At 49.0% G+C, this 25821-nt stretch carries 26 protein-coding genes; 2 read left to right on the top strand and 24 right to left on the bottom strand.

The genetic code is table 11. The features are described 5' to 3' along the window. Positions 1-13: 13 nt before the first annotated feature. The 4 genes from MCG46_RS03245 to MCG46_RS03230 form a co-directional block, all read right to left on the bottom strand. Positions 14-928 carry a sensor histidine kinase gene (locus MCG46_RS03245; RefSeq protein ID WP_240277608.1) on the bottom strand — a complete coding sequence of 305 codons (915 nt, stop codon included), beginning with the start codon at positions 926-928 and terminating at the stop codon, positions 14-16. After that, entirely contained in the window at positions 925-1695 is a 771-nt protein-coding gene (locus MCG46_RS03240) for an ABC transporter permease (RefSeq protein ID WP_240277606.1), read from the bottom strand. The genes MCG46_RS03245 and MCG46_RS03240 overlap by 4 nt, the downstream gene beginning before the upstream one ends. Then, a complete protein-coding gene (locus tag MCG46_RS03235) occupies positions 1688-2611 on the bottom strand; it encodes an ABC transporter ATP-binding protein (RefSeq protein WP_240277604.1) in 924 nt (307 codons plus the stop codon). Before MCG46_RS03235 ends, MCG46_RS03240 begins: the two co-directional genes overlap by 8 nt. Before the next feature lie 470 nt (positions 2612-3081). Then, entirely contained in the window at positions 3082-3759 is a 678-nt protein-coding gene (locus MCG46_RS03230) for a response regulator transcription factor (protein WP_240277602.1), read from the bottom strand. Between the two features lie 342 nt (positions 3760-4101). On the opposite strand from MCG46_RS03230, the gene MCG46_RS03225 reads away from it, so the two are divergent. Further along, complete coding sequence (locus MCG46_RS03225) at positions 4102-4290, top strand: hypothetical protein (protein WP_240277599.1); 189 nt, start codon at positions 4102-4104, stop codon at positions 4288-4290. 434 nt (positions 4291-4724) lie between these two features. Here the strand turns inward: MCG46_RS03225 and MCG46_RS03220 are convergent, their stop codons facing one another. The 17 genes from MCG46_RS03220 to MCG46_RS03140 all read right to left on the bottom strand — a co-directional run bounded on the left by MCG46_RS03220 (position 4725) and on the right by MCG46_RS03140 (position 21556). Further along, positions 4725-5813 (bottom strand): SIS domain-containing protein, encoded by a 1089-nt coding sequence (locus tag MCG46_RS03220; RefSeq protein WP_240277598.1) that lies wholly within the window; start codon positions 5811-5813, stop codon positions 4725-4727. A 12-nt stretch (positions 5814-5825) separates the two neighbouring features. Beyond that, the gene (locus tag MCG46_RS03215; RefSeq protein WP_154238969.1) at positions 5826-6530 is read right to left on the bottom strand and encodes a GntR family transcriptional regulator; all 705 of its coding nucleotides are present in this window, start codon (positions 6528-6530) and stop codon (positions 5826-5828) included. Continuing rightward, entirely contained in the window at positions 6531-7226 is a 696-nt protein-coding gene (locus MCG46_RS03210; RefSeq protein WP_240277597.1) for a hypothetical protein, read from the bottom strand. It abuts the gene before it with no gap. Then, entirely contained in the window at positions 7195-7917 is a 723-nt protein-coding gene (locus tag MCG46_RS03205) for an N-acetylmannosamine-6-phosphate 2-epimerase (protein ID WP_240277596.1), read from the bottom strand. The genes MCG46_RS03210 and MCG46_RS03205 overlap by 32 nt, the downstream gene beginning before the upstream one ends. Positions 7918-7942: 25 nt before the next feature. Next, complete coding sequence (locus tag MCG46_RS03200) at positions 7943-8764, bottom strand: PTS system mannose/fructose/sorbose family transporter subunit IID (protein WP_240277595.1); 822 nt, start codon at positions 8762-8764, stop codon at positions 7943-7945. A 1-nt stretch (position 8765) separates the two neighbouring features. Then, entirely contained in the window at positions 8766-9533 is a 768-nt protein-coding gene (locus tag MCG46_RS03195; protein WP_240277593.1) for a PTS mannose/fructose/sorbose/N-acetylgalactosamine transporter subunit IIC, read from the bottom strand. Positions 9534-9558: 25 nt separating this feature from the next. Then, on the bottom strand, positions 9559-10056 hold the full coding sequence (locus MCG46_RS03190; protein WP_240277591.1) for a PTS sugar transporter subunit IIB: 498 nt from the start codon (positions 10054-10056) through the stop codon (positions 9559-9561). A gap of 61 nt (positions 10057-10117) precedes the next feature. Beyond that, positions 10118-10537: a PTS sugar transporter subunit IIA gene (locus MCG46_RS03185; protein WP_240277589.1), complete on the bottom strand. Its 420-nt coding sequence runs from the start codon at positions 10535-10537 to the stop codon at positions 10118-10120. Between the two features lie 2 nt (positions 10538-10539). Beyond that, on the bottom strand, positions 10540-11640 hold the full coding sequence (locus tag MCG46_RS03180; protein WP_240277588.1) for an SIS domain-containing protein: 1101 nt from the start codon (positions 11638-11640) through the stop codon (positions 10540-10542). 447 nt (positions 11641-12087) lie between these two features. Then, the gene (locus tag MCG46_RS03175; RefSeq protein ID WP_240277587.1) at positions 12088-12933 is read right to left on the bottom strand and encodes a Nif3-like dinuclear metal center hexameric protein; all 846 of its coding nucleotides are present in this window, start codon (positions 12931-12933) and stop codon (positions 12088-12090) included. A gap of 57 nt (positions 12934-12990) precedes the next feature. Then, the gene (locus MCG46_RS03170; RefSeq protein ID WP_240277586.1) at positions 12991-13278 is read right to left on the bottom strand and encodes a helix-turn-helix domain-containing protein; all 288 of its coding nucleotides are present in this window, start codon (positions 13276-13278) and stop codon (positions 12991-12993) included. A gap of 238 nt (positions 13279-13516) precedes the next feature. After that, positions 13517-15439, bottom strand: a complete 1923-nt coding sequence (gene ftsH, locus MCG46_RS03165) for an ATP-dependent zinc metalloprotease FtsH (protein ID WP_240277584.1) — start codon at positions 15437-15439, stop codon at positions 13517-13519. A 21-nt stretch (positions 15440-15460) separates the two neighbouring features. Beyond that, a complete protein-coding gene (hpt, locus tag MCG46_RS03160; RefSeq protein WP_020225003.1) occupies positions 15461-16000 on the bottom strand; it encodes a hypoxanthine phosphoribosyltransferase in 540 nt (179 codons plus the stop codon). A 21-nt stretch (positions 16001-16021) separates the two neighbouring features. Further along, positions 16022-17245: a tRNA lysidine(34) synthetase TilS gene (tilS, locus tag MCG46_RS03155; protein WP_240277582.1), complete on the bottom strand. Its 1224-nt coding sequence runs from the start codon at positions 17243-17245 to the stop codon at positions 16022-16024. A 148-nt stretch (positions 17246-17393) separates the two neighbouring features. Continuing rightward, on the bottom strand, positions 17394-19289 hold the full coding sequence (locus MCG46_RS03150) for a SpoIIE family protein phosphatase (protein ID WP_240277580.1): 1896 nt from the start codon (positions 19287-19289) through the stop codon (positions 17394-17396). 76 nt (positions 19290-19365) lie between these two features. Continuing rightward, on the bottom strand, positions 19366-19938 hold the full coding sequence (locus tag MCG46_RS03145) for a hypothetical protein (RefSeq protein WP_020225006.1): 573 nt from the start codon (positions 19936-19938) through the stop codon (positions 19366-19368). Positions 19939-20155: 217 nt separating this feature from the next. Further along, a complete protein-coding gene (locus tag MCG46_RS03140) occupies positions 20156-21556 on the bottom strand; it encodes an MATE family efflux transporter (RefSeq protein ID WP_240277578.1) in 1401 nt (466 codons plus the stop codon). Between the two features lie 109 nt (positions 21557-21665). On the opposite strand from MCG46_RS03140, the gene MCG46_RS03135 reads away from it, so the two are divergent. Further along, positions 21666-22541 (top strand): LysR family transcriptional regulator, encoded by an 876-nt coding sequence (locus MCG46_RS03135; RefSeq protein WP_240277576.1) that lies wholly within the window; start codon positions 21666-21668, stop codon positions 22539-22541. A gap of 268 nt (positions 22542-22809) precedes the next feature. On the opposite strand, the gene MCG46_RS03130 is transcribed toward MCG46_RS03135, so the two are convergent. The 3 genes from MCG46_RS03130 to MCG46_RS03120 all read right to left on the bottom strand — a co-directional run bounded on the left by MCG46_RS03130 (position 22810) and on the right by MCG46_RS03120 (position 25810). Beyond that, the gene (locus MCG46_RS03130) at positions 22810-24003 is read right to left on the bottom strand and encodes an MraY family glycosyltransferase (protein ID WP_240277574.1); all 1194 of its coding nucleotides are present in this window, start codon (positions 24001-24003) and stop codon (positions 22810-22812) included. A gap of 59 nt (positions 24004-24062) precedes the next feature. Beyond that, entirely contained in the window at positions 24063-25049 is a 987-nt protein-coding gene (locus tag MCG46_RS03125) for a rod shape-determining protein (protein WP_081587922.1), read from the bottom strand. A 128-nt stretch (positions 25050-25177) separates the two neighbouring features. Further along, entirely contained in the window at positions 25178-25810 is a 633-nt protein-coding gene (locus MCG46_RS03120) for a M23 family metallopeptidase (RefSeq protein WP_167540017.1), read from the bottom strand. Between the last annotated feature and the right edge of the window lie 11 nt (positions 25811-25821).

The following is a 25821-nucleotide window of genomic DNA, read 5'->3' as shown; positions in this document are numbered from 1 at the left end:
TTTAAATATCGGACTATCCGTCCTGCAGGCTTCTGGAACCCTTTAAAAACATGACGCTGAGAATCAGCTGATGGTCTCTGATTTCTGCCCAGCAGCTTCCACCCTGACGCTCGGTCAGCTGACGGACAATCGCCAGTCCTAATCCTGAACTTCGCTGACGGGCACTGTCCCCGGTATAAAATCGGTCAAATATCCGTTCAGCGTCCAGGTGTTGGTCCTCTGCCAATGCGTTCTGTACGGTTAAAATAACGACATCAGCCTTTTCAGCAAAGGCAATTTCAATCCTGCCAGCAGCATGCGCGAGACAATTTTGAAGTAAATTCTCAATGATGCGCCGGCAGAAATCGGCATCCGCCCAGATCCTTGCCACAGGGCTTTCCCGCAGAAGCACGGTTTGTCCCCGGCTTTCAAACTGCGGAATATGATCGGCAGCGCATTGAATAACCAAAGTCTGCAGATCCACACTCTCAAAACAGACCTTCTGATCCTCAGCCGCGGCACACGAATACTCCCAGAACTTTCTGATCAGAACTTCCAAAGCTTCAGCATGACGACTGATAACGCTCAGACGTTGGTTCTGTTCCTCATTCAGCTTTGTTCTCGCTAGCAGCTGCAGATTCCCTTTTATCGCGGTCAGCGGCGTCCGCAGGTCATGCGAAAGGCTCTCAATTATCTGCTGGAACTCCTTTTCCTTCCGATATCCCGCAATCTCAAGCCGTTCCTGCTGCTCAAGACGCTCGTTCATCAGGGCGGCAAGTTCGCTCAGGTCGTCGTCGATCAGCTCCAGCGACAAACGCTCACGCGATTTTTCGTCGATACCGGCGCGCAGCTGTCCGGCAAGTTTTCTCAGCTGCCTGTGAATTTGAAATAACCGCAGGCCAAAAGCGGTGGCAATCATCCCCAAGGCGGCGATCACAGCCGCAGTCAACGGATATCCTCATGCCGGAAACAGAGATGGCTGAAAAGCAAGGTCAAAACAAGAACCGCCAGATCCATCCCAGCAGCCCGTCCCAGCAATGCCGGAGTATAATTTCCCAGAGCCAGCTCTCGGAAGAAACCGATCGGCGTATATGCCAGCAGACTGCCCAGCTGCGGAAGCGAGTATGTGAATGACATCAGCGCCGTCGTCCCCAATACCGCGATGACAAAGCCCGCCCCAACGACCAGAATCGAGCGCCGAACGGTAAAGGCCAGCCAGAAGACAACGCTGTTCACCGCCATCCCGCTCAGCAGAATGACAATCAGGCTCGCTGCCATTTTGAAGATCAACGCCGCACTCACCGGCGCACCAAACCCCATCAGCATTCCCTGAACCACCGCCCGGATTAATGGATACGGCAGATAAACGGCGAGATAACCGACCGCAAACGCCAGCATCTTGCTGATCAGAATCGCCGCACGGCTGTGACCGGCACAGATTGCCGCCTGGATCGTGCGGTTTTCAAAATCATTCGTGACGACAAACACCAGGACCAGAACGCCGATCATCACAATCGTCGGCATGTCCCGCAGTGAAGAAAAGAACGCATCGCAGCCATGCAGGGCAATTTCCAGCTCCTGCTGAACCGGTGAATTGACATAACTGAGGCTGGACATCGATGATACCAGTCCTAGGGCGAGCATCAGCAGAAACAGAATGCGCAGCGGAACCGATTTGCGCAGCTTCATCATTTCACATTGAATTAAATTACTCATCGCGCTGTCCTCCGATCGTTTCCAGATAAACCTTTTCCAGCGTACTGCCTTCCGTGGTCAGCTGGGTGATCAATAGATCATGCCGGCGGAACAGCTGGGCTGTCTCTTCCACCTGACCAACACCGTCATAAAACCGAATGGACTGATCCGGCATCACCAGATAATTCTGACTGTTCATCTCTTCTTCAATCAAACTGACGGCGAGTCCCGGATTGTCTGTGCGGATCAGCAGATATTGACGGCACTGCGCTTCCAGCTCCGACAGCGTCAGTTCTTTTTTGATCATGCCTTGGTCGATCATAATATAATCTGTCGCCGTCTGATACAGCTCCGGCAAATTGTGGCTGGACAAAAGAATCGTCATTCCCCGTTCCTCGCACAGGCGGCAAAGCAGCTTCCGGATTTCCACAACGCCGATTGGATCCAGACCGTTGATCGGCTCATCCAAAACTAAGAACTCCGGACTGCTGATCAGGGCAATCGCGATCCCCAGCCGCTGTTTCATTCCCAATGAAAAATGTCCGGCTTTTTTCGTTCCCGTTTCCTTCAAGCCGACAAGATGCAGAAGCTCATCCTCCAGAGCACGGTTAGGAATTCCGCGCAGCGTCCGGTGCAGCGTCAGATTTTCTTTGGCGGTCATTGAACTGCAGATCCCCGGCGCCTCAATCATAAATCCAATCCGTTTCCTCAACCTCTGCAAATCTTTCTGTTTTTCTTTTCCAAACAACCGAAGTTCGCCGCTGTCGGCAAAATGCAGGCCGGCAATAATCCGCATCAGCGTTGTTTTCCCGGCACCGTTGCGGCCGATCAGCCCATAGATTCGGCCGCGCTTTAAACTCAAACTGACATCTTTCAGCGCTGCAGAGCCCCGATATGTTTTACACAGATTCTGTGTTTCCAAGATCATTTCATTCATAACCATCCTCCTGTTTTTCGCTGTGCTTACAGCATACACGGCAAAGGTTAAGAAAACGTCAGGAAACTCAGCTTCATCGTTAAGATTTCGATAAGTCTGACAGTTTCAGACCTATCCGGATTCGCAGACAATTCTGTACTTCTTTATGTATTTTTTTAAGGCTGTGTCCCGTAAAGGCCAGATTTGATTTCTAAATATGCGTTTTTATCAAGAAGGCCGTGCTGTGTTCTCAGTCCATATTTTATCGTTCAGCATTCACGAATTATAAACTCGTTTTGATCTTTTTAACCTGCCGATCTTCAAAAACAGAAATATCCTTATGGAATAGATAAATGACAGGAGCTTAAAACAGGCTCTTTGTCAGGACAAGAACACGGCCTGAGATTTTTTCTCAGACCTTCGTTGTCTCTTATAAAAGCTTCGTCAGGACTTCGGATTTTCCGGCTGTTTCACTAGGTCTTCCGAAAAGATCACTCTTTAGAAAGCCGATAGCCCAAACCCCAGACCGTTTCGATATACTCCGAATCGCTTCCGGCAGCTTTCAGCTTTGCCCGAAGATTGCTGATATGCGTTTTCACAGCATTGTCATCTCCGATCTCTGTTTCATTCCACAGCGTTTCATAGAGATTGGCTTTTGTGAACACTTTGTTCGGATATTCCATCAACAGCTTCAACAGCTGAGTTTCCCTGGCAGTTAAGGCAATCTCCTGCTGTCCCAAAGTCACCCGCAGATCCTGACAGTTCAGCGATATATCTTTAAAAGTTAAAACAGTACATCCATTCATCCCTGATCTGCGGCGCAGCTGAGCTTCAATCCGAGCCAGTATCTCATCAAGATCAAACGGTTTAGTCACATAATCATCCGCACCTGCTTTCAGCAGATCCACTTTGACAGAAGTAAGGTCTTTGGCCGAAAGCACAATGACCGGTATATCTGACAGTTCCCGAATTTCCCGCAGAACCTCATCACCGCTTTTATAGGGAAGCATAATATCAAGCAGCACGAGATCAAAGTGATGTTCACGAAAATATTGAAGGCCGTCCAATCCAGTCAGCGCGGCCTGCATTGCATATCCGGCATCGTTCAGGGCCGTCTGAAGAACCTGACAGATATCCGGATTATCTTCAATGACTAATATTCTTTTCATCGGCAATCTCCCTTTATCGTTGACATAAAATCCGTTTTGTTGAAAGAAATCCCGGCATCCGATCAGGACTTTGAACCTGGACACCGCTGACAATCAGCTCTGTGATCCTGCGGATCAGCGAAGACCGCAAAGATCAGATCTCCTCAGATTAAGAACGGATCCCTATCCAAGGACAGACAAAATAACACCGAAGATTTTCAGCAGAAAATGAAGCATCTATTCCATACCAGACTTCTTAAGTTAAGTATCCTGCCTGCAGGATCGCCTTCGGCTGATTCAGCATCGCACAGTCATGGATGGGTTGGCTGACAGTGAGCCAGTCATCTCAAAGAGGCTGCCGGCATGGTCGCTGAACTCTGGATAGAGAACATTGATAGTCAGGAAATAAGTAGTTCAGATCAGACCCTGAAACAGACAGAAGAGCTGTCTCAAGGTCAGGGCTTGCCCTTTGATTTTCCACATTCTCCGGCTAAGCTTCATCTGTCGTGGGATGGCCTGCTTCTGACACTGGAACATCTACGAAGTGCCTAATGTTCTGCAGCGATTCCGTTCTAAGGTCAGGACTGAAATTTCGACGCGTTCCCACACAATGCCTTCCGGTTCGAAATAGAATAACTCTGATTCTCAGTGTAACCGAAGTGTTCTGATCCGTCAAATCTGATTTTCTGGTTTTTCAGTCTAACTTCTGTTAGCTGACTATTTTCCAAGCGGCGAAAGACGCAGGCAGATCTAGGCGTGCTGCAGAATCAACGCCTTACCGACTTAATCCCTTCCGTATTCATTGTGGAAAACTGATGTTTCCTTTATCGGCATTCTTTTTCTGTTTATTTTAGAAGCATAAGTTTAGAGCGAAAAAAAACGCTGCCGCCAAGGACAACGCTTTCTCATTTGGGCTTTGCCAAAAGTCATTTTGGCAAACGCAGCGATCACTTACAATATGATTTGAGGAAAGGGAGGAAACCAATCTAGTAAGTGTAGCTGCCCATCTTTTTGTGGAAATCCGGATCACTGGCGATGTTGCAGTCAATGCCCAGATCCAGCGATAACTTTCTCGCCAGCACCTGCAGCGGGACAATGTATTCCATCGTTGCGAAATACGGATCGTTGACAAACGGATAAACAAAGTTATGCGGATCCTCAGCCTGGGTAGGATCAGAGGTGATGACATAATTCGGATTGTGCCGTTCCCTTGCGAAATAATCGCGCATCCGCAGGCAACGTTCAAAATACTGTCCCGGACAAGCCAGGTAAATCATCGTCGTATCCTCATGGATGGAGTGATAGACGCCATGCATGAATTCTTCCTGCTCATACCCGACAACGCTGTAGCGGACAGCTTCCAGCACTTTCAGCGTGCCTTCCATCATCGCGGAAATACAGCTTTCATATCCCACCAGAATCATCCGGCGGCACGGTAGCAGATCTTCCTTGTTGCGCAGATACCATTGGCTCGCCTGTTCGGCAATTTCCGGAATGTTGTCGCAGGTCTTGACCATCTGAGCGCTCAGCCGTTCTTTTTCATCTTCGCTGATCCGGCCTAAGCGCACGGCCAGCTTCATGCCCAGAAGCATGATCGTCGCCATCGTGCCGATATACCCTTTGGTTTTCGGACCGGCATATTCCATGCCGATTGCCAGAAGGATCGTGATGTCGGCATGCTCGCTGACCGGTTTTCCGGCTTCGCCGGTTACCACAATCGTCTTTAATCCCAGCTTCCGCGCTTTATCCAGTGCGGCAATCGTCGAGGAACTGCGGCCGGCTTGGGAAATGCCGATGACCAACGTATGTTTGTTCAAAATCAGCTCGTTATCCTTAAACTGCATCGGATAGCTGGCAAAGACTTTGACCTTCAGCACATCTTCCAGCAGTTTCTTGCAGGCCAGCGCACCGTGATATGAGGTTCCTGAACCAACGACGTAAATCTGTTCGATCTCGCCCTCAGCACAGTAATTTAATGCTTCTTCAAAGATTTCATCCTGATGCTCGACGATATTTCTCACCGCCGGCTTGGACTCCAGGATATACTGGTACATATCCCAGTTTTTTTCCGTCATGAATGACCCTCCTTATTGATTGACTGTACGGTAGTAATAGTTATAACGGGAGCCGATATACAGCATTTCCGTGTATTCGATCAGATCGTCATCCTGGTCGTACATCCAGGTAATATTGCGCAAGAGCGCCACATCCTTGATTTTCAGCAGCCGTTTTTCGTCTTCTGTCGGCATCATCGCCGTCATCTCACCGTCGCTGTACTTGAACTGTGCGCCATTTTCCTGCATGATCTGATAAACTGAACCTTCAATTTTCCGCAGATCCACACTGGACATGTATTTCTGCGAAAGATAGGTGTAGCTGATCGCGATCGGGGTTTCATCCGCTGTGCGGATACGCACGATATAATGAATCGCATCATCCGGCCCCAGCTTCATTTTCTCCATCAGATTCGGCAGTTTATCGGCCCGTTCAATCCGGTATTCAACCAGAATCGCACCTGGCTTCTGCCCCATCTTCGTGATGTCATCGGTAAAACTCGTTAAGTTGCCGATCGCTTTGACGATCTGTTGGTTGTCGACAAAGCTTCCCTGACCTTTCACCCGGCGGATACAACCCTCCTGGGCTAAAATATTCAGGGCCTTGTTTGCGGTCATGCGCGAGACCTGAAACGTCTGCGCAATTTCGATTTCGTTGGGTAATTGATCGCCCGGCTTCAGTACCTTATCGACGATCTGTTGGCGGTAGTAATTAATTATTTGTTCATATTTATTCATCTAATCCAGCTCCGAGGGATCGCTGATCATCGCCATCAGCGACTTTCTATTCTTATCATTATTAGTATACCTCATTGCTCGGTTCAGGTAAATCTCTACCTGCTGCGGCTCGTTGAGATAATGATAAAGTTTTGCGATGCGGAAGGCGATCAGTGATTTGATTTCATCGTTTTCGCATTCCGGCAGCGCTTCGATCAGCTCCTGGATCAGACTGGTGTCTTTCTGGATGTAAATGCGGTCAAGCTGCTCAACCTCACCGCGGATCAGTTCCGCTTTCTCACCCTTTTTCCCGCTTAGCAGCGGTGTCAGCTGGTCACGGCAGGCTTCAGCTAAAGCTCGGTTGCTGAACTGCAGTGCATACCCGAACATCCGGGAATAGAGTGCGATTTTTTCATCCGCATTCATCTTCAGGGAAGCAAATTGATCATAGGTTTTCTGCACCTGCGGATGATCCTGCAGATCGATGAAGTAATTCAGCTTCATCATCTGCAGCGACACTTTGGAAAAATTGAACTTGCAATAGGGGGAATCGATCATCTTAAGAAAATTGTCGGTATCCTGCTTCATTTTGAAGACATACAGCTTGCGCAGGGCTTTTTCACTGACCCATTTTTTATAGACCACGCTGCCAAATAAGCACAGCAGCGTGATCCAGATCATCGGATTAGTCATGGAATCGGTTGAGAGCCCGGGCAAAGCGCTTCGCCGTAATGTGCGGCCGGGTTATCGCATTGCCGACGACGACCGCATAAGCGCCCATATACAGGCATTGAACGGCAATTTCCGGCGTCGCGACTTTGCCTTCCATAATCACCCGCGCGTTTGTGCCCTGGACAGCGTCCACAATATCCCGAAGCAGAATGTAATCCGGAGCGTCTTTGATTTCCAGTTTATCAAAGGCTCCGGCTTGGGTATAACCGGCTAAGGTCGGCGCGACGAAATCCGCACCCATTTCAGCGGCGATCCGAGCATCTTGAGCATTGCTGACATCGGCAAAGATTAGGGCTTCCGGAATATTTTCCTTGATTTCACGAATCGTTTCATAGGCCAGCTTCCCGTCATCCCGGTAATGATGCGTCGCCTGAACGGCGATGATCTCCGCTCCCGCTTCCCAGACGGCTCTGGCCGCCTCCAGATTCGGTGTTAAATAAACGTCCTTGATATTGCGGTTAATTTTCCAGATCCCGATGATCGGAAGGTCGACTTTCGCCTTGATCGCCCGAATATCTTCCGGTGAATTGGCACGAATGCCTTTGGCTCCGGCCCAGGCCGCGCACTCTGCGAACTTGACCGTGATGCCTTCCATATAATGTGGTTCCTCCGGCACTGCCTGACAGGAAACGATTAAGCCGTCTTTCAGACTTTCCAGCACTGCTTCTTTATTCATCCGATTTCACCCCTGATTTCTAATTTTACAACAGACCTAATGCGACAGCCAAAACGCCTAAGACCAGCAACGCGATCATGATCATCGTTCCGGAGTAGCGCTTCTGCAGGCCCCAGTAACAAGCGAAGGTCAGACCTAAAGGCAGAATTTTCGGGCAGATCGCGTCAAAGATTTCCTGCAGGACAACCTGCGCGCCGTTGATATTCAGTACCGTGACCAGATTGACATTGACCATCGAAGCCATCATCGCGCCGATGACGACCAGACCCATGATTCGAGCCGCTTCGGTCAGCTTATTCAGCGTGCCGTCTTCCGAGATCCGGGTTAAGAATTCGCTTCCGCCTTCATAGCCGATCTTGAAACCGACGCGGCGGACGATCTCAGAAGGAATGAAGTTGATCAGGAAATACAGAATCGGGCCGAGAATATTGCCGGCAACCGCCAGCGGTGCGCCGACGCCGACGCCGATAACACGGAACGTTCCCCAGAAGAAGCTGTCGCCGATTCCGGCTAACGGTCCCATCAGCGCTGCTTTGACGGAGTTGATCGAAGCGACGTCGAATTCGCCTTCCGGCACACTGGCGCATTGTTCTTCCATCGCGCAGGTAATGCCGATGATAAACGGACTTGGCGTTGTCGCGCAGTTGAAGAATTCCAAGTGACGCTTAACGCCGGCTTTCATCCGGACTTCATCATCCCCGTACAGCTCGCGGATCGCCGGCATCATCGTCCAGGCATAGCCGGTCGACATCTGGCGTTCGTAGTTGAAGCATCCCAATAATTGATAGTGACGATTATAGACTTTCTTTAATGTCTTCGAGCTTAATTTTTTCATTCCGATCGTCATCTTACAGTTCCTCACTTTCATCACTGCCGCTCACAGCGCCGCTTTTGCCGCTTGGAGCGAACTGATAGTAAACATAGGCACAGATTACGCCGATTACGGCGGCCGCAATCGTGCTGACATTGAAGAAGGCCACTAACGCAAAGCCTAAGAATAAGAAGGCTGCGAATTTCTTGTCAAAGGTCAGCTGGATCAGCATCGCGATACCTAAAGCCGGAAGCAGGTTGCCGGACTGCGCCAAACCGGACTGAATGACTGGCGGAATGTTGTTGACAATCGCCGTAATGACGTCGCCGCCGATGATGAAGCCCAGGAAAATCATGCTGAATTTGAAGACGAAATACAGCGCGCTGCCCATCCAGTTGGACATTTCAACGCCTTTCCAGTCCCCCTTATCCGCACATTTATCCGCGCGGTGAGCGAAGGTCGTGTTCAGAATGCAGACGCCGATCGAGCCGACCTGCGCCAGTAAAGCGATCGGGATTGCCAACGCTAATGTAGTTTCGTAGGAAGCCCCGGTTTTGATGGCTAACGCTGTCGCTAAGGCACTGCCGACAACGACATCCGGCGGTGTTGAGGTTCCGATTCCGACTAAGCCCATCCAGACTAATTCCAGATTGCCGCCGATGATTAAGCCCATTGTGAAGTCACCCATGATCAAACCGACGATCGGGCCGATGAGAATTGGTCGATCCAGCATGTGCTGACCGCCGATGCGGCTTTCCATGTAGATCAAGGTTGCGACAAGCGCGACTAAGAATCCCTGAAGCATAAGTTTTTGCCCTCCTTATAATTTTCTATTTGGCAAATATTTTTTCGATTTCTTTGAAGTTCATGCGGTCCTGGGACGGTGTGATCTGCGCGAATACTTCTACACCGGCATCCGCCATCTTCTTGGCGCAGGCAAATTCTTTCTGCGTCATGAAGACCTGCGGCAGCGTTGGGATGTATTCTTCGCCCGGCTTTTTATTGACGCCGGCCGTGCCGATGTTGAGCTTGGCGATCCCCTTGACGCGTTCCCAGATATAGCAGGCATCTTCCACCGTTTCCGTAACCAGAAATATTTTCTTTCGGTCGTTGATCGGATTGTTCAGAGCCTTGATGGAATCGTCTTTTGTCTTGATGATCAGTTTGACGCCGGCTGGTTTGGCCAGCTTCATCGTAGCGGCTTTAAAGCTGTCCCCTGCCGCCTCATCATTGGCTACCAGAATCGTTTCCGGTTTAATTGCGGAAGTCCAGGACACAGCCACCATGCCGTGAATTAGCCGGTCATCCGCTCTGACTAAAATAATCATAAAATCCTCCTTTCCTTCTATAACGCCTGATTCAGTTCAGGTCATTACCTCACTTTGGAATTTACAGCTCGTCGTCTTCGTCGGCTTCCTCACTGGTTTCTGAGCTCAACGTGTTCATGCACAGCATTTCGGTCTTTGCCCGTTCGACGATCTCCGCTGCCAAATCGGCCGTGATGTCCTCACTTTGATAGATCATCTCCAGAACCAGCGGGAAGTTGATGCCGGTGACCAGAATAAACGGTTTTTCCTGCATCAGTCGGGCAGCGATCTGATTGACGCTGCCTCCGGCCAGATCGGTCAGAACAACAAGGTTGCCGTCAGGAATTTCATCCAGCTTGGCGCGCAGTGCTTTCTCAAATTCATTGTCCTCAACATAGGCGTTGAGATAATGGACGTTGGTTGCTTCACTGTTGAAGAAGTGAATCGCATGAACTAACCCTTCAGCCAGGGTGGAATGGGTTGCAATGAGAAATTGATTCATCGTTATTCCTCCGTTTTCTTATGCGCGAACGCCCGGCGCTTCGGCGGGTAGACGCTGGTATCGTAGCCGATCGCCTCGCAGTTGCGGGCCGCCATCAGCTGGAAGGGAACAACGAAGGCCAGCGGACTTAAATCATGCGCGATCGGACTGTGGAAATGCAGATCTTTAGGGTTTGTGGTCTGTTGGTCATGATAGAAAACAAAGACGTGTTCGGTCACTTCATTTTCCTTGATCCAATCGAGAAACAGCGGGATCCGGCTGCGTTCAAATTCATTGCTGGCAATAAAATACAAATAGGTCTTCTCATCAAACGCCATCTGCGGACCGTGGATCAGTTCCTCCAGTTCGTAGGCGCTTAACGGTTTGTGGAAGGTTTCATACATTTTCAGCACGCCTTCCAGCGCGGTTGGATAATGCGTTCCATACGCTGCGATATGGCCTCTTTCCATGTTCAACAGCTCCGGCTGATTGCGGTCGATCCACTGCTGGACTTCCGCCGTCAGTTCATCAAAATGCGCAAGCATCGTCTGAGCATCATCGAGCTTTTGTTGTAACTGGATTGGATTCAATCGGCCCAGGGCTCCGGCAATTTCCACCGCCCACAGATAACCGGTCAGCAGCGTGATGATGTAGCCGCGGGTTTCAATTGGAATTTCTTCCTTGCCGCAGGTCAAGGGTACGACGACATCGACTTCACGAGTGATCAAGCTGCTTAGAGCTTCGGTCAGCGCGACTGTCAGATAACCCTCGCTTTTCGCTTTGCGCATTGCTTCGACAGTGGAAACACTGGTTCCCGACTGGCTGATGCCAACCACCAAAATCTGTTCCGGCATGTATATTTGATTGTTGTTGATCTGCGTATAATGGGTAAAAACGGTAGGGATGACCACTTCAGCTTCAACAGGAAGAAATTGCTCAAACCAGTTTTTAAAGCTCAGCGAGGCATGATAGCTTGTTCCGGAACCTAAGAAATAAATTTTCCGAATGTCGTGCTGCTGAAACAACTCCACCATCGGATTGACAAAGCATGCCCGCTGGGCAAAGGATTGGCGCAAGGCCCGCCCCTGATCTAAAATGTATCCAACCATCGTTGGTTTTTCCATATTTTTCCTCCTGTATAATCATAATTTCATTTCTTGTATATACATAATATATTCTATGAATACGCTTACGTCAAGGATAATTTGTAGATTTTTGTATATTTTTCCAATTCGTCTCTTCAGATTTCCTTGACACACATGCCTTTGTAACCATTAATCCCTGATTTTTTTCTGATTTACGCTGATATTATCCCACTATCTCATACATCTTTTTCCCTTTCCGTCAGCATTGTATATGTATAATCATTCATTAATATTCCTATATTTTTAAATTTTTTATTTCCGGAGAATTCTCTGCGGAGCAGGAACGCTTGTTTATTCAAGGTGTTCCTGTTCAGCCCGCCAGATCTTGATCGACAAAAAAAGCCAGCTGCTCAATCGGCAGCTGACTTCATTTTGAAATCAACAAGATTTTAAATCGATCTGACTCTCGTCAACATCTGGGACAGACTACACTGTCATAAATTCGTACATGTCGCCGGACTGAATATACCGGCATGGAATTACGGTGCCCAGGGCTTCCGGGATGTAACGGACCATATATTCCATTCCCGGTTCTTCTGTATTGAAATGCCCGACTGCCAGAATCGCTTTCGGTCTTTGCAGCATCGCGCTGTCACGGATATATTCGCTGACGGTAAAGTCAACCAGTTCCATGGCAATCACAAGCTCTATTTCTTCCTGTTCAATCCAGGTAATTGTATCATTGTCACCACCCAGGATATGTCCGACAATCGCAACCTTCCGTACTTTTGCCTCGGTATTTCCCAGCATTTTCAATCCTGTCAGATGGAACTTTTCCATAATCTGACGGCCGATTTCCTTCACCGGTGTTTCCGGCAATTCAAAAACCATGGGCCGAGCCGGATCACAGCTAAGATATTTTTCCCAGCCCAAAGTCACCATCACCCCATGGAAAATCCCATCAACGTATCCGCCGTTCATCGGTATTCCTGAGTGGATATAATCATGATCACGCCAGACAACCATGCCGGTTTCCTCCAGCAGCTGCTTCTTAGCCAGGAAAGTCTTGTTCTGCGCAGCTTCCAGCCAGTCCGTATGATCACCATGATTCCAAAACAGTGCTTCATGCGAGATGATCAGATTGGCTCCACTGGCGTGAGCCTTGCGGATCACGTCAACCGAAGCATAACAAGTCGTCACAATCCCCGTGCATTCCTGATCCGGATTTCCATACAGAATCTGATCCCGAGTTGTCGCTTCGTCGATTGGTTCCCCTCTGACCGTTCCGCGATGGTACTGCTTCATTTTTTGAATAACTTCACTTATTTTCATAACGAACCTCCTGCCTGTATTGTAATCCCTTTCCCAGTGATTTTCTATGCCTGAATCTCAGGATTCCAGCTCTTGATCGTCGGCTTGTGAAGTAGGTGATGATCCTGAATTGGAAAATTCGACTTCATTGATCTCCGGAAAATCCAAAAACTCGGCCAATGTCATATCCAACGCATAGGCAATACGAAAAATCGTCGCCATCCCGGGATTTTTATAAAGACCTTTGACAAGTCTCCTTAATGTTCGTTCGCTGATCTTTGCCTTCTGACTTAATACTTCCAATGAAATATTTTTGAGTTCGCACAATTCTTGAATCCGTCTTGCTAATATTTGATTGTAATCCATATTTGTTCCTGCCTTATTTTTTATGATTATTATAAAAATTGAATCTCTTTTCTGCGGTTGATCAATTACGGCTGTCCCTTGCTTTCATTCTTGTTCCTCTTTATTATAATCGATATTTCATATAACTAAAAAGCAGATTTCAATTATATTTTAAAATATTGCTTTTTTTTGGGTTTTTAGCAAATAAAATCAAAGCCTATGAAAAAAAGATGGCCGAATAGACCATCTTTCTGCTCGCTTATTCAGCTTCTGTTTCTGTTTGAGAATTCTCAGTGATCTCTGTTACGATCGTTTCGGTTTCAACCGTTTCTTCCGATTCCGATTTCACTTCAGGGGCTGCTGGCAAATCCAGGAAAGGTTCCCCTTTAATAATCTTATCGATCTGTTCTGCGGTCAGCGTTTCGTTTTCAATCAGAGCCTCCGCAATTTTGATCAATTCTTCTTTATGTTCCAGGATAATTTTCTTGGCTTCATCATGGCACTGGTCGATGATCTTCCGAATTTCCTGATCGATCTCAAAGGCAACCTGTCCGGACACATTGCTTGCCGAGTTGTAATCCCGGCCCAGGAAGACATTCTGCTGACCATGGTCATACTGCACCGGACCGAGATCACTCATTCCATACAGCGTAACCATATCCCGCGCCAGTTTGGTCGCCTGTTCGATATCATTGACCGCCCCAGTGGTAATATCATCAAAGAAGACTTCTTCAGCAACCCGACCGCCCATGTAGCCGGTAATTGCCGACATCAGGTCGTTCTTAGTATTCATGATCTTTTCTTCCTTCGGCGTCATCAGGTTATAACCCCCGGCTGTGCCACGCGGAATAATCGTCACTTTCTGAACAATATTGGAGTTTTCCAGATTCAGGCCGACAATCGCATGGCCGGACTCATGGTAAGCTACTAACTTCTTGGATTTTTCATCGTACTTTCTGGATTTCTTCGCCGGTCCCATCATAACGCGGTCAATCGCTTCATCCAGATTGTGCATATGGATCAGATCACTGTTTTCACGCACAGCCAAAATGGCCGCTTCGTTCAGCACATTTTCCAGATCTGCCCCGGAAAATCCCGGCGTCCGCTTGGCTAACGCATCCAGATCAATTTCCGGCGCCAGCTTCTTATTGCGGGCATGGACTTCCAAAATCGCTTTTCTTCCTCTGCGATCCGGCAGAGATACGGTGATCTGTCGGTCAAACCGGCCTGGACGCAGCAAAGCCGGATCCAGAACATCAGGACGGTTAGTCGCCGCAATAACAACAATTCCGGCGTTGTCCGTAATTCCATCCATTTCAACCAACAGCTGGTTTAAGGTCTGTTCCCGTTCATCATGACCGCCGCCTAAGCCGGCACCACGCTGCCGGCCAACCGCATCGATTTCATCGATAAAGATCATGCACGGCGCTGTCTGCTGCGCTTTCTTAAACATATCTCGGACACGGCTGGCGCCGACGCCGACAAACATTTCAACGAAATCTGAACCGGAAATCGAATAGAACGGAACATCCGCTTCCCCAGCCACCGCTTTCGCCAGCAAAGTTTTACCGGTACCCGGTGAGCCGACCATCAGGATGCCCTTCGGAATCCGGGCGCCCATCTTGGCGAATTTTTTCGGTGATTTCAGGTAGTCGATAATTTCGGCCATTTCCTGTTTTTCCTCGTCACAGCCGGCGACATCCTCAAAGCGGACTTTGATGTTGCCTTCCAGCCGGGCCCGGGATTTGGAGAATTCAAACGCCTTGTTGTTGCCGCCGCCGTTCATCTTGGAGATTAAGAAGAACGCCATCGCGCCGAAAATCACAAACGGAATCAAAGACATGATCGTATCCAAGAACAAATTGGATTCATTCATGTCGCTGACCTTGACATCGGCCGCTTTCAAGGCGCTCATCAGCGCGTCAACTTCAGTTTCCGAACGCGGCACGGAAGCGGTAAAACCCACCTTCTTGCCATCCTGCTCGAAAACACCTTTGATCTTAATGACATTGTCACCGACGGTTAAAGCACTTTCGGTGACTTTCTGTTCTTCCACTAATTTTTGAAACTCGTTGTAGGTCAGGTTCTGTGTCGCAGTCCCGGTATTCATGTTCATTAAGCTGAACAGCGCCAGGATCACAATCAGATACGGAACAAAATTGATCCAACGATTATTACGCATTGTATCACTCCTTCGCTAGCGTTACTTGTAGCATTCTTCTTTCAAAACTCCGACAAATGGGAAATTGCGGTACTTCTGATTGAAGTCCAGTCCAAATCCGACTACGAATTCATTGGGAATTTCAAAGCCGGTATAATCTGCTTCAATATCGACAACCCGACGGTCCGGTTTATCCAGCAGCGTGACGACACGCACGGTTTTTGCGCCTTTGTTTTTCAGCATGGTCTTGACCGTTTTCAGCGTTCTGCCGGTATCCACAATATCCTCGACCAACAGAATGTCCAGGTTTTTAACCGAGCAGTCTAAGTCCTTGATAATCTTAATATCGCCAATAGATTCCGTGCCTTCATAGCTGGAAACATCCATAAAATCAAATTGAATGTCCAGATCGATATGCTTGATCAATTCTGCCAAAAAAGGAACAGATCCCTTTAACAACGCGACCAGCAGCGGGGGTTGTTCATTGTGTTTGTACTCTTCGGTAAGTTGTTGTCCCAGCTCTTTGCAGCGGGCGACAATTTCGTCTTCATTGAGTAAAATTTTTTCTAAACATGGATGCATAGCCAAACCTCCAGAATATTACTATTTTATCACAAAACAAGTTGGATTGTTAGAGTAATGTGCGACATTACAGCCTATTTTCGGGACCAGAACAATTTCTCCGCCGCGGTTGACAACGACGGGCCAGCTGCGGCGCTGATCCGGCGGAATCTTTCGGTCAATAAACCATCGGTTTAGACGCTTTGTGCCGAAGCGCAGCTGAATTGCATCCTGCGGCTGCGGACTGCGGATCGTGATCGGAAAGTCTTCCTCTGTCAGGGTCACAGCTTCCGTAGTTTCTCCCTGCATCGCAACCTTAAAATACGGCGTCGCGAACAATTCTATTTTATCCAGAACATAACAATAAGATACCTCTTCTGTGAAGTCAAGTGAAAAGAATCCGTAAGCAAGCTGAAATCGGCGGTCTTTACTGAAAGTCAGATTAAAATTACCTTGTTTCTGTCTCAGCGCTTTGATCAGTTCGATCAGAAAAGCTTCCGACGGGACGGATGCCCCCTGTTCCTGCATCCACATACGCAGGAAGATCCGCTGCTCTGTTTCATTCAGCGTCAGGAATATTTCCTGGGAAATGATCTGATTCGCAGGATTCAGCTTAGCTTTGACAGCATCCCTTCTTTTCTGACGATTACGGTTGCGGCGCTTCAATTTTTGAACCGCTGAACGTTTCTGGTCTTCACTCAGTTCAGCCAGCTGATGATGACGCAGCTGATTGCGGCGGTAATCGTCACTGAGGTTGGATTCGTCAATACCATAGGGGATGTGGTGCCGATCGCAATAGTCCTGCAGCTGCTGCTTTGTTCTATTTAATAAGGGACGCACCACCTGAACGCCCATGACCCGGCCTTCCTCGCGGATGCCCAGCACTTCACTCTGACGGCCTGATTCCTGCTGCAAAAGAGCTGTTTCCAGAAAATCATCCAGATGATGGGCGATCAACACTCCGGCCGCTCCTTCCGCTTTTGCCAGCTCGGCAAAGAAAGCGTACCGAACGTCCCGTGCCCAAGCCTGAAAATTTCCGCTGGCTTCCTGGATGGGGGACCGACTGGAAATGGGAATCGCATGAGTATGACAATAGTCTTCTACAAGCAGCTGATCCCGATCGGCTGTCGGACGATGATGATAATTCACGTGGGCGCAGACGACCGCAACTTGATGGCGCCGGCATAAGTCAAGCAAAGCCATCGAATCCGGTCCGCCGGAAACGCCGATGATCCACTTTTTCTCTGCCAGTTGATCCCATCGCATGCGATCGCCTCCTTTATTTCAGCTGGTTTTACTTATTGAACCACAGATCGTTTGAAATGCCAAGGGATTCGCTTACGACAATCCGAAAGAATTGTCAATTTTTGTTTTCTTTTCCTTTCTTCCTGCCATAAAAAGGGGAAAACCCGCATCAGCGCTTGCTGACACGGGCTACTAAGACAGTGACATCATCGGTACAGCCAGTTTCTTCGATCGACTTCAAACCGCTTTCGATCCGCTGCAGAATCTGATCAGGATCACCGCCGCGGACCCACTGATCGAGCACCTGTTTTTCAACACCGTCGCTGCTCATCACAAAACAGTCCTGATCCTGGCATTCAATCTGAAAGCAATCCGTTTCAATTTCCTGAATAATGCCGATCGGCAGCGATTCTCCGCTGATCTCCATCACCTCTCCCTGACGGATCAGATAGGTCGGACAGGCCCCGGACTTGCTGAGAAACGCCTGATGGCGGCGCTGATCATAACAAAGAAAATCGAGTGTGGCAAATAATTCCCGCTGATCAGCATGAAGCAGCGCGTTGATGCTCTGCACGGCTGCTTCTACCGGCAGCTTCGCGCTCAGCATCCGCTGCAGGACCTGCGTCACGAATTGGGAACTGCGGGCGGCCTGCGGACCGCAGCCCATACCGTCGCTGATCGTGCAGATCGTCATCTGACCGTTGCGGAATACCGCACTGGTATCCCCGGAAACCTCCGGATCCTTCTTTAAGGTAAATAATCTTGTCTTGAATGAGGATGGCTGAGAAGTCGACAGCTCCAGCCGGCTGCCGGTATAGAAGATACGGTTGCGCTGAAACCGCGTCACCTTCAGATCGGAATCAATCACCATGTGAATGAGCGGCAGCACCACTTCTTCCAGTTCGCTGTGCGTTAACTGAGAGAAATCAATCACCACCTGCAGCGGTCCCTCCTCCCATTGCTGAACATGGACGCGCTTTACTTCAAAGTGATAGCCTTCCAATAGATTGACGAGTTTCTCGCTCAGCGCCTCATCATCCACGACGCTCTGCTTCATCTGCAGTGCTACGGTATCCAGCGCATCAGCCATTCCTTCCAAAATCCGCGATTGGCTTGGCTGGATCGGTTCAAAATAATCGGCGATCAAATCAAAGATGTGGGAAAACTGCGATAGCTGATGCAGCAGTGTCCGCTTGCGGCCTTCAATGCGCTGACCGTTCAGCGTCTGCTTTTCTTCGCTTACCCAATGCTGCGCGATCTGCAGCGCCGGGAACTGCTGCGCCGCCAGAAAGATCACAATCGCGCCGGCTAAAGCCCAGGCCGGCTGCTGCGTCCAGATTAACGGCACCATCCAGCCTAAAAACCGCATCCAGCCCAAATCCTGACGCAGAATATTCATGAGCAGCAAAGCGCTGCACCACACCGGCGTGTGTGCGCCGACGGGAAAACAGAACAACAAGCCCAGGCATAAGGCCAGATATTCCCGCACCGGCATCGTCATCGCCAGACAGGCCATCACTAAAACGGAGGCCATCCAAGCGCCTTCCAATGGGAATAACCGCATCAGAGGGTAAATCAAACTGGTTCCCAAAATTCCCAGCATCATCATGCTCAGCTTGAATTCCGTATCAATCCACATCCAGTCCGACTGGGTAAAACGGCAGATCAACACGCCGGCCCCGGCTGCCGCCAAGCCCTGCGGCAAGGCTGTACCGATCGCCAGATTGGCCAGCAGCACATTCAGTCCGCAGATCATCGGAAACCAGGCAAACAGGTTCTGCCGCAGCAGTTGGATCAAACAGATCAGCAGCAGGAAGAAAACCAGCAGCAGCAATTGGCAGTAAAATCCGGCAAAGCCGGAGAAACTGCTGCCAGCCAGCGTGCCGATCGCCGCCGCCAGTCCCTCCCTTCGATTTCGCTGATAGAAAAAGGCCAGTCCAGGATAAAGAAACACTGCGGATTGAAAAGAAAGCGCAGTGAAGAAAAAACTTAAAACTAAAATACCATCGCTCCAATGAATCTTCCGGAGCCATGCCGTTGACTTCTTAAGGGTCAGCTGACTCATGTTTTTCACCTTCTTAAGGCTATTGTAAGAAAGGTCAGCTGAAAACTCTGTCGAATCTTCCAGTCGGTGTGAAATTCTAAAGCATAAGACATTCCTTGACACGTCTGACGATGCGGCCAAACAGTGCGCTGTTCTCTGGGATCGTCGCTTTGACGTCTATAATCCGGGCAGTATTGATGTATTTGCAGTCATTCAGAAACAGCACTGATTCTTTTTTCATGCCTTCAATCAGACCGATGCGCATTAAGTGCCGGCGGCCATTCGGACATTCAATCGGATCATACGCCATTCTGTAGGTAACCGGATTGGATGTCATCGGAACGACAAATGCTTTGCCGTTGCAGAATGAGAGGATAATGCCGAAGTGCTGAAATCCTGCCTCATTCAAATAGGCCTGGCCAAAGTCAATATAACAGATATCTCCAATCCTGGCCTTGACTCCCAGCTGAACGCAGCTGCGGGCATCTTTGCGGCTCAGCCAGTTCGCTTCGCTGACCAAATGACAATGAGCCTGCCGAACTGACAATCCGGAGAATTCTTCCTCTTTTAAGGAAAGATAGGCTCCCCATTGTTCCTTTAAAGAAGGATCCTCACTGTAAATAGGCGACAAGTTTAACGCTTGGCGTTCCAACATCAGGTTGTTTTTCATCTTTCTTCACCTTCCTGACTATAATGTTGCCCAAAATCGCGATTTGCCTTCTTTCTTCTCGTTTTCCGAGAATTATTTTTTTCTGCGCAGACTTTGAAAACGTTCCTTCTAGAATCCTGACGGATTGAGAAAATGGCAGAAACAAAAAAACCTGACACTGCAGGTTTCCTTTGTTTATTTAAAATTCATGACATTCGTCAAAATTCACGCTGCAGGCTCAGGCTTCGCGCTGAACCCATTGGGCTTGTGCCGCTTCTTCCGCTGTTTCCAGACGGATATCGGTTTGCGGAATATCAAAGCGCTGCTGCTTCACCGCATGATAGAAAAACAGCGATAAGGAAGCCGCGATGATCCAGCCGATTGGCCAGGACAGCCAAATCCCAGTCAGGCCTAATCCTCTGGAGAAAACCGCCGCGCAGACGACCCGAATGACCAAATCTGTCAGCGTTGCACTCATAAACAGCTTCATGCGATTGACTCCCCGCAGGATACCATCCGCGATCAGTTTTACTGCGATGACCAGATAGAACGGAGAAACAATCCGCAGAAACAGAACGCCTGCGGATAACGCCGCCTGATTGCCGTCGGTGATAAACAAACCGACAAACACCGGTCCAGCCAGCAGATACAGCCCGGTGAAAACGAAGGCAATCCCCACTGCCAGCTTAATTCCGGCCGATAATCCCGCTTCAATTCGATCCGGCAAGCCGGCGCCGGCATTCTGCGCTGTATAATTGGACATTCCATTGCCGATCGCAGTCACGGAAGTAATCGTCATGTTATTCAGCTTCACTGCCGCGGAATAACCGCCGACCGCTGCCATGCCGAAGCCATTGATCATGCTTTGAATCATGATGTTGCCCACAGAGATGAATCCCTGCTGCAAAATACTGGGAATGGCAATCAAGCTTAATTCTTTCAAGCAGTCTGCGGAAAACCAAGGAGCTTTTTCACTCTCCGGCAAACTTTTCAAACGCTTTATGACAACGCCCAGTGCCAAAGCTGCCGCGATCCCCTGGCAAAGAAATGTCGCCCAGGCCACACCGGCTACGCCCATCTGAAACTGAGCCACAAACAGAATATCGACAAACACATTCGTCACCGAAGATACGGCCAGAAAATAGAAAGGCGTGCGCGAATCGCCCAATGCCGAAAAAATTCCGGTCGCAATGTTATAAACCAACAAAAACAGAAAGCCGCCTAAATAAATCAGCAAGTATTCCAAGGAATCGCCGAAGATTTCCGCCGGCGTCTGAATGAGTCTTAACAGAAAGTCAGCGCCGATCAACCCCATTCCCATCAGCAGCAGACCGATGACGACGCTGGCAATCAGCGAAGTCGTCACCGTTGTTTTTAAACGGCTGTAATTCTTTGAACCGAAGTGCCGGGCGACCACCACAGAAGTTCCGATATTGCAGCCGAAGGCAAAAGCGATATAAATTAATGTTATCTCATAGGAATTGCCCACAGCCGCGAGCGCTGAGGTCCCAATCCAGCGTCCGGCAACAAAACTGTCGGCAATGTTGTAAAGCTGCTGAAACAGAATGCTGCCGAAGAGCGGAAGCGAATATTGCCACAGTACCGATGCCGGTTTTCCTACGGTCAGATCTTTATTCATCAAAATCCCCCTTATCATGCTTTCCAAGTATAGCACCGTTCATGTATAATATGTAATAGTTAATATTGATTGAATTAATAACCTAAAGTTATGAAAGAAGGGAAAGTTTATGGAGTTAACCCAGCTTCGCTACTTTGCCGCGGTTGCTGAACTCCAGCACGTCACCCGTGCTGCTGAAAGAATGCATGTCGCTCAGCCGGCCATTACCAAATCCATTCAGCGTTTGGAAGCTGAACTCGGCGTACCGCTGATCGCTTCCCGCGGACGCAATATCATCCTGACGGAGTATGGCTGCGCTCTGTATGGCATGCTGCAGGAACCTCTGGAGCTACTCAACCAGATTCCGGATCAAATGCAGCAGCTCGTTCATCGCAGCGCCTGTACACTGCACATCAATGTTCTGGCAGCCTCCAATGCTGTGACGGAAGCCGTCATCGCCTATAAGCATGATCACGCTGAAATCTTATTTTCGATTATGCAAAACGAACTGGCGCAGATCTGTGATCTTTCAATCGATACGCTGACAGATCAGCAGGAACGCTCTGAACGATCCGCCAATTCCGTTTCGTTTAAAGAACGGATCATGTTAGCTGTTCCCTCCCACTCGATTTACAGCAGTCTGAATGCGATTGATCTCAGGGAGTTAAGAGATGAAGGCTTCATCTGTCTGGCCGGCAACCGAAAGTTCAGGAAAATTTGCGATCAGTTCTGTCTGGCGGCCGGGTTTCATCCCAAGATCATCTTTGAAAGCGACAGTCCGGCAACAGTGCGCAATCTGATCGGCGCCGGCAGCGGAATCGGCTTCTGGCCTGAGCATACCTGGGGTGAATTCGGCGAAGATGTAAAGCTCATCCCGATTTCCAATCCCCAATGCAGCCGAGAACTGCGGATTTCTCTGCATCCGCAGGACAGCGCACGATTGACATTGGTCCATCCGTTTTATCATTATCTGATCCATTACTTTAAAGCCTTATTTGAAGCTTAACCATGAGAACGTCTATCCTGTCCACGGGAATTTCATGCATATAATCGTATTCAGCTCACATTGAATCAGGGATTCACTAGATCCAACATCAAACAAGAACCGATTCCTTTTTCTGCCTTTCACAGGCAAAATGGGAAAAAGGACTGAAAACCGCGGAACAAAGCGCTTTTCAGTCCTTTTTAATGGATTTGATTGTCGTCATTTTCAAGTCAGTGAACAGGATCGCACAGTGATCCATGTTTGTTGATCATTGCAAGATGATCTTCACTTAATTCTGGGAGTCTTCATCCGGTTCTGCCGCATCCATGCTTTCTGTTTCTTCTATATCAGATTCCGCTTCCGTCAGAATCTCACTGGCATCACTGGGATCCGTTTCCTCCAATAAGACTTTCTTTTTCGGATGGCCTGTCAGCCGTCGGCACAAGCCCAGCAATGGATGCCATTTCGGATTGATCATCTCCGTCGCTTCGATGAAAATCTCAGCGACAAACGTCAGAACAATTAACAGGATAAGTCCCCACTGTTCATTGAAATAACTCAGCACCGCGCAGCCGCCAAATAAAATCGTTACCAGATACAGCACCAGCACGGTATTGCGGTGTCCCAATTTCAGTTTATACATGAGAATATGATGCAGATGGGAGCGGTCTGCCTGCATGATTCCTTTTCCGCTCAGCTTGCGCCGGATCATCGCGATCAACGTATCCGAAATTGGAACGAACAGAATAATGACCGGAAACCCTAACGTAATAAACGTGGTTGTCTTAAATCCCAGCAACGACAGGCACGCCAGCGTAAAGCCCAGAAACAGCGCCCCGCAGTCACCCTGGAAAATTGAAGCTGGATGGAAGTTGTACGGCAGAAAACCAGCGATGGAACCTGCCAGAATCAATGAAATGACCGGAATATCCCGCCGTCCCATAAAGAAGCCGATAAACCCAATCGTGCAGACCACGATAAAGCAGATGCCTGCCGACAAGCCGTCAAGGCCGTCGATCAGATTGATCGCATTCGTCACGCCGACGATCCAGACAAAGGATACCAAAAAGGAAAACGGCATCATATTGATTTCAATTCCAAACGGCAAAGTAATCGAAGTTAAACCAATCCCTCCGACTAAGATTGCGATCAGCGCCCCGGCGACTTCAAACAAGAGTTTTTTTAACGGCGACAGATTAATCATATCGTCGAGCAAGCCGCCCAAAAAGACCACCGAGCCTCCGATCAGGATGCCGTTAATGGTCGAATCCGCCTTCAGGAAACAGGCCATGGAAATCATAAAGGCGACGAAAACGGCCAAACCGCCCATCTGCACTATCTTTCCGTGATGTACCGTCCGGTTATTTTCCACCGCGTAGACCTTTAAGGCAAACCCGATGCGCTTGGCAATCGGTACGCAGATCAAGGAAATCACAAACGGCAGTGCAAAGAACGGAAAGGCGCCTTCAATCAAATGCAGCATTGAAAGTACCCCCAAACTACGATAAAGAAATATCGCTGACTCAGCGATATTGTTGGTTACTAGCGGACAAGATGCAGATTTTCCAGCATGACGCCGGTGCCTTCCGCAACACAGGACAACGCATTTTCAGCGACATACACCGGGACGTTCAGTTCATTGATCAGCAGCTGATCTATGCCCTGCAAAAGCGCTCCGCCGCCGGTTAAAACCACACCGCGGCTGACGATATCCGCACTCAATTCAGGCGGCGTCTGTTCCAGGACTGTGCGGCATGCCCGGACAACATCCTGCAGGCTTTCCCGCATCGCCAGCTCTGTTTCTTCTGAATTTAATGTGATCGTGTGCGGCAGACCGGTGACCAAGTCACGGCCGCTGACATCCATTGAATCGCTGCGGCTGCCTCTCCAGGCGGTGCCGATGCGCTTCTTGATTTCTTCTGCGGTACGATCACCGATCAAAAGCTTATAGCTTTCCTTGACATATTTGATCAGATCGCGGTCAAGCTTATCGCCCGCAATCTTCAAGGATGTACTGGTGACGATTTCACCCAAGGATAAAATCGCAACGTCTGTCGTACCGCCGCCGATATCCAAAACCATCGAACCTGTCGGCTTGGCAATATCCAAACCTGCACCGATGGCTGCCACCTTCGGTTCTTCTTCAATGTAAACGCGTTTTGCACCGCAGCGGTAAGCGGCATCGCGAATCGCGTTCCGTTCAACCGATGTGATGTTGGATGGGCAGCAGATTAAAATCGTCGGACGGGAGAACATGCCTTTCAGCTTTAATTTGCGGATAAAATGCTCCAGCATGAGTTCCGTGACTTCAAAGTCAGCGATAACCCCGTCTTTTAACGGACGGATCGCCATGACCCGTCCCGGTGTACGGCCCAGCATTTCCTTCGCGTCCTGGCCGACTGCCAGACACTTCTTCGTTTCCGCATCTAATGAAACAACGGAAGGCTCGTTCAACACGATGCCCTCACCTTTAACGTAAATTAATGTATTTGCAGTACCTAAATCGATACCTACTTCTTTGGTAAACAACATAAACCAACCTCCGCATCTCGTGTAAACACAAACATTATAACACAACTCCTCAAAATAACACCAGAATTAATGAATTTGTAACTATTTCAGAAGCGTAACTCTCAGAAAAAAACAGCACCGAAGTGCTATTTTATTTCAGCCGGTTTCATGCCGATGATCGTTGCCGGATCAATCAGCTTACCGTCCTTCTGCACCACGACATGAAGATGGATTCCCAGATCCTTGTTATAGATGTTTTCTCCAGCTAAACCGAGAACATCGTTCTGATTGACAACCTGATCTTTTTTCACCGACACCTGAGATAAACTCTGATACGTAATTTCCAGATCTTCTCCGGTTTTGACCGTCACGCTTTTTCCGAACATCGCGTCTTCCTTGACTTCGGTTACCGTACCGCCTAACATCGCAGTCGCTTCAAAGACTTTGCCGTCATAAGCATAATCCAGTCCCTGATTCGGCCGGTACACACCTTCAAATTCGGTGACAGCCTGAGCGAGGACATCCTCACTTTTTGTTTTCTCAAAGAAATGCAGCACTTCCTTGGCGTTGATCGCAAACGGCGCGGCAACGGTTTCATCGGCCGGCAGCACCACCGGAATATGCAAAGAAGCAACGGCGTCCGGCTGATTAACCGGAAGGACGGGACGGTTGTTGAATAAAGTGGAATTGGCAATGAAGAAGCCGGAGATCAGAATCAGGATCATCGTCATTAAAATGACCGCGGCCGCTTTGCCCTTGGTACTTTTCTTTTCGTACATATACATGGATT

This window comes from Holdemania massiliensis (assembly GCF_022440805.1).
Classification (GTDB): domain Bacteria; phylum Bacillota_I; class Bacilli_A; order Erysipelotrichales; family Erysipelotrichaceae; genus Holdemania; species Holdemania massiliensis_A.
The sequence above is the reverse complement of the archived record's forward strand: the minus strand, read 5'-3'. Positions and strand labels throughout refer to the sequence as shown.

Bases quoted from the DNA above. Each gene is read 5' to 3' on its own strand.
- MCG46_RS03175 (WP_240277587.1), bottom strand. From the start codon at position 12,933: ATGAAAATAAGTGAAGTTATTCAAAAAATGAAGCAGTACCATCGCGGA.
- MCG46_RS03220 (WP_240277598.1), bottom strand. From the start codon at position 5,813: ATGACGGAAAAAAACTGGGATATGTACCAGTATATCCTGGAGTCCAAG.
- MCG46_RS03140 (WP_240277578.1), bottom strand. From the start codon at position 21,556: ATGAATAAAGATCTGACCGTAGGAAAACCGGCATCGGTACTGTGGCAA.
- MCG46_RS03230 (WP_240277602.1), bottom strand. From the start codon at position 3,759: ATGAAAAGAATATTAGTCATTGAAGATAATCCGGATATCTGTCAGGTT.
- MCG46_RS03205 (WP_240277596.1), bottom strand. From the start codon at position 7,917: ATGAATAAAGAAGCAGTGCTGGAAAGTCTGAAAGACGGCTTAATCGTT.
- MCG46_RS03135 (WP_240277576.1), top strand. From the start codon at position 21,666: ATGGAGTTAACCCAGCTTCGCTACTTTGCCGCGGTTGCTGAACTCCAG.
- MCG46_RS03170 (WP_240277586.1), bottom strand. From the start codon at position 13,278: ATGGATTACAATCAAATATTAGCAAGACGGATTCAAGAATTGTGCGAA.
- MCG46_RS03150 (WP_240277580.1), bottom strand. From the start codon at position 19,289: ATGAGTCAGCTGACCCTTAAGAAGTCAACGGCATGGCTCCGGAAGATT.
- MCG46_RS03215 (WP_154238969.1), bottom strand. From the start codon at position 6,530: ATGAATAAATATGAACAAATAATTAATTACTACCGCCAACAGATCGTC.
- MCG46_RS03180 (WP_240277588.1), bottom strand. From the start codon at position 11,640: ATGGAAAAACCAACGATGGTTGGATACATTTTAGATCAGGGGCGGGCC.
- MCG46_RS03225 (WP_240277599.1), top strand. From the start codon at position 4,102: ATGGTCGCTGAACTCTGGATAGAGAACATTGATAGTCAGGAAATAAGT.
- MCG46_RS03130 (WP_240277574.1), bottom strand. From the start codon at position 24,003: ATGCTGCATTTGATTGAAGGCGCCTTTCCGTTCTTTGCACTGCCGTTT.
- MCG46_RS03235 (WP_240277604.1), bottom strand. From the start codon at position 2,611: ATGAATGAAATGATCTTGGAAACACAGAATCTGTGTAAAACATATCGG.
- hpt (WP_020225003.1), bottom strand. From the start codon at position 16,000: ATGCATCCATGTTTAGAAAAAATTTTACTCAATGAAGACGAAATTGTC.
- MCG46_RS03195 (WP_240277593.1), bottom strand. From the start codon at position 9,533: ATGCTTCAGGGATTCTTAGTCGCGCTTGTCGCAACCTTGATCTACATG.
- tilS (WP_240277582.1), bottom strand. From the start codon at position 17,245: ATGCGATGGGATCAACTGGCAGAGAAAAAGTGGATCATCGGCGTTTCC.
- ftsH (WP_240277584.1), bottom strand. From the start codon at position 15,439: ATGCGTAATAATCGTTGGATCAATTTTGTTCCGTATCTGATTGTGATC.
- MCG46_RS03240 (WP_240277606.1), bottom strand. From the start codon at position 1,695: ATGAGTAATTTAATTCAATGTGAAATGATGAAGCTGCGCAAATCGGTT.
- MCG46_RS03200 (WP_240277595.1), bottom strand. From the start codon at position 8,764: ATGACGATCGGAATGAAAAAATTAAGCTCGAAGACATTAAAGAAAGTC.
- MCG46_RS03185 (WP_240277589.1), bottom strand. From the start codon at position 10,537: ATGAATCAATTTCTCATTGCAACCCATTCCACCCTGGCTGAAGGGTTA.
- MCG46_RS03145 (WP_020225006.1), bottom strand. From the start codon at position 19,938: ATGAAAAACAACCTGATGTTGGAACGCCAAGCGTTAAACTTGTCGCCT.
- MCG46_RS03190 (WP_240277591.1), bottom strand. From the start codon at position 10,056: ATGATTATTTTAGTCAGAGCGGATGACCGGCTAATTCACGGCATGGTG.
- MCG46_RS03120 (WP_167540017.1), bottom strand. From the start codon at position 25,810: ATGTACGAAAAGAAAAGTACCAAGGGCAAAGCGGCCGCGGTCATTTTA.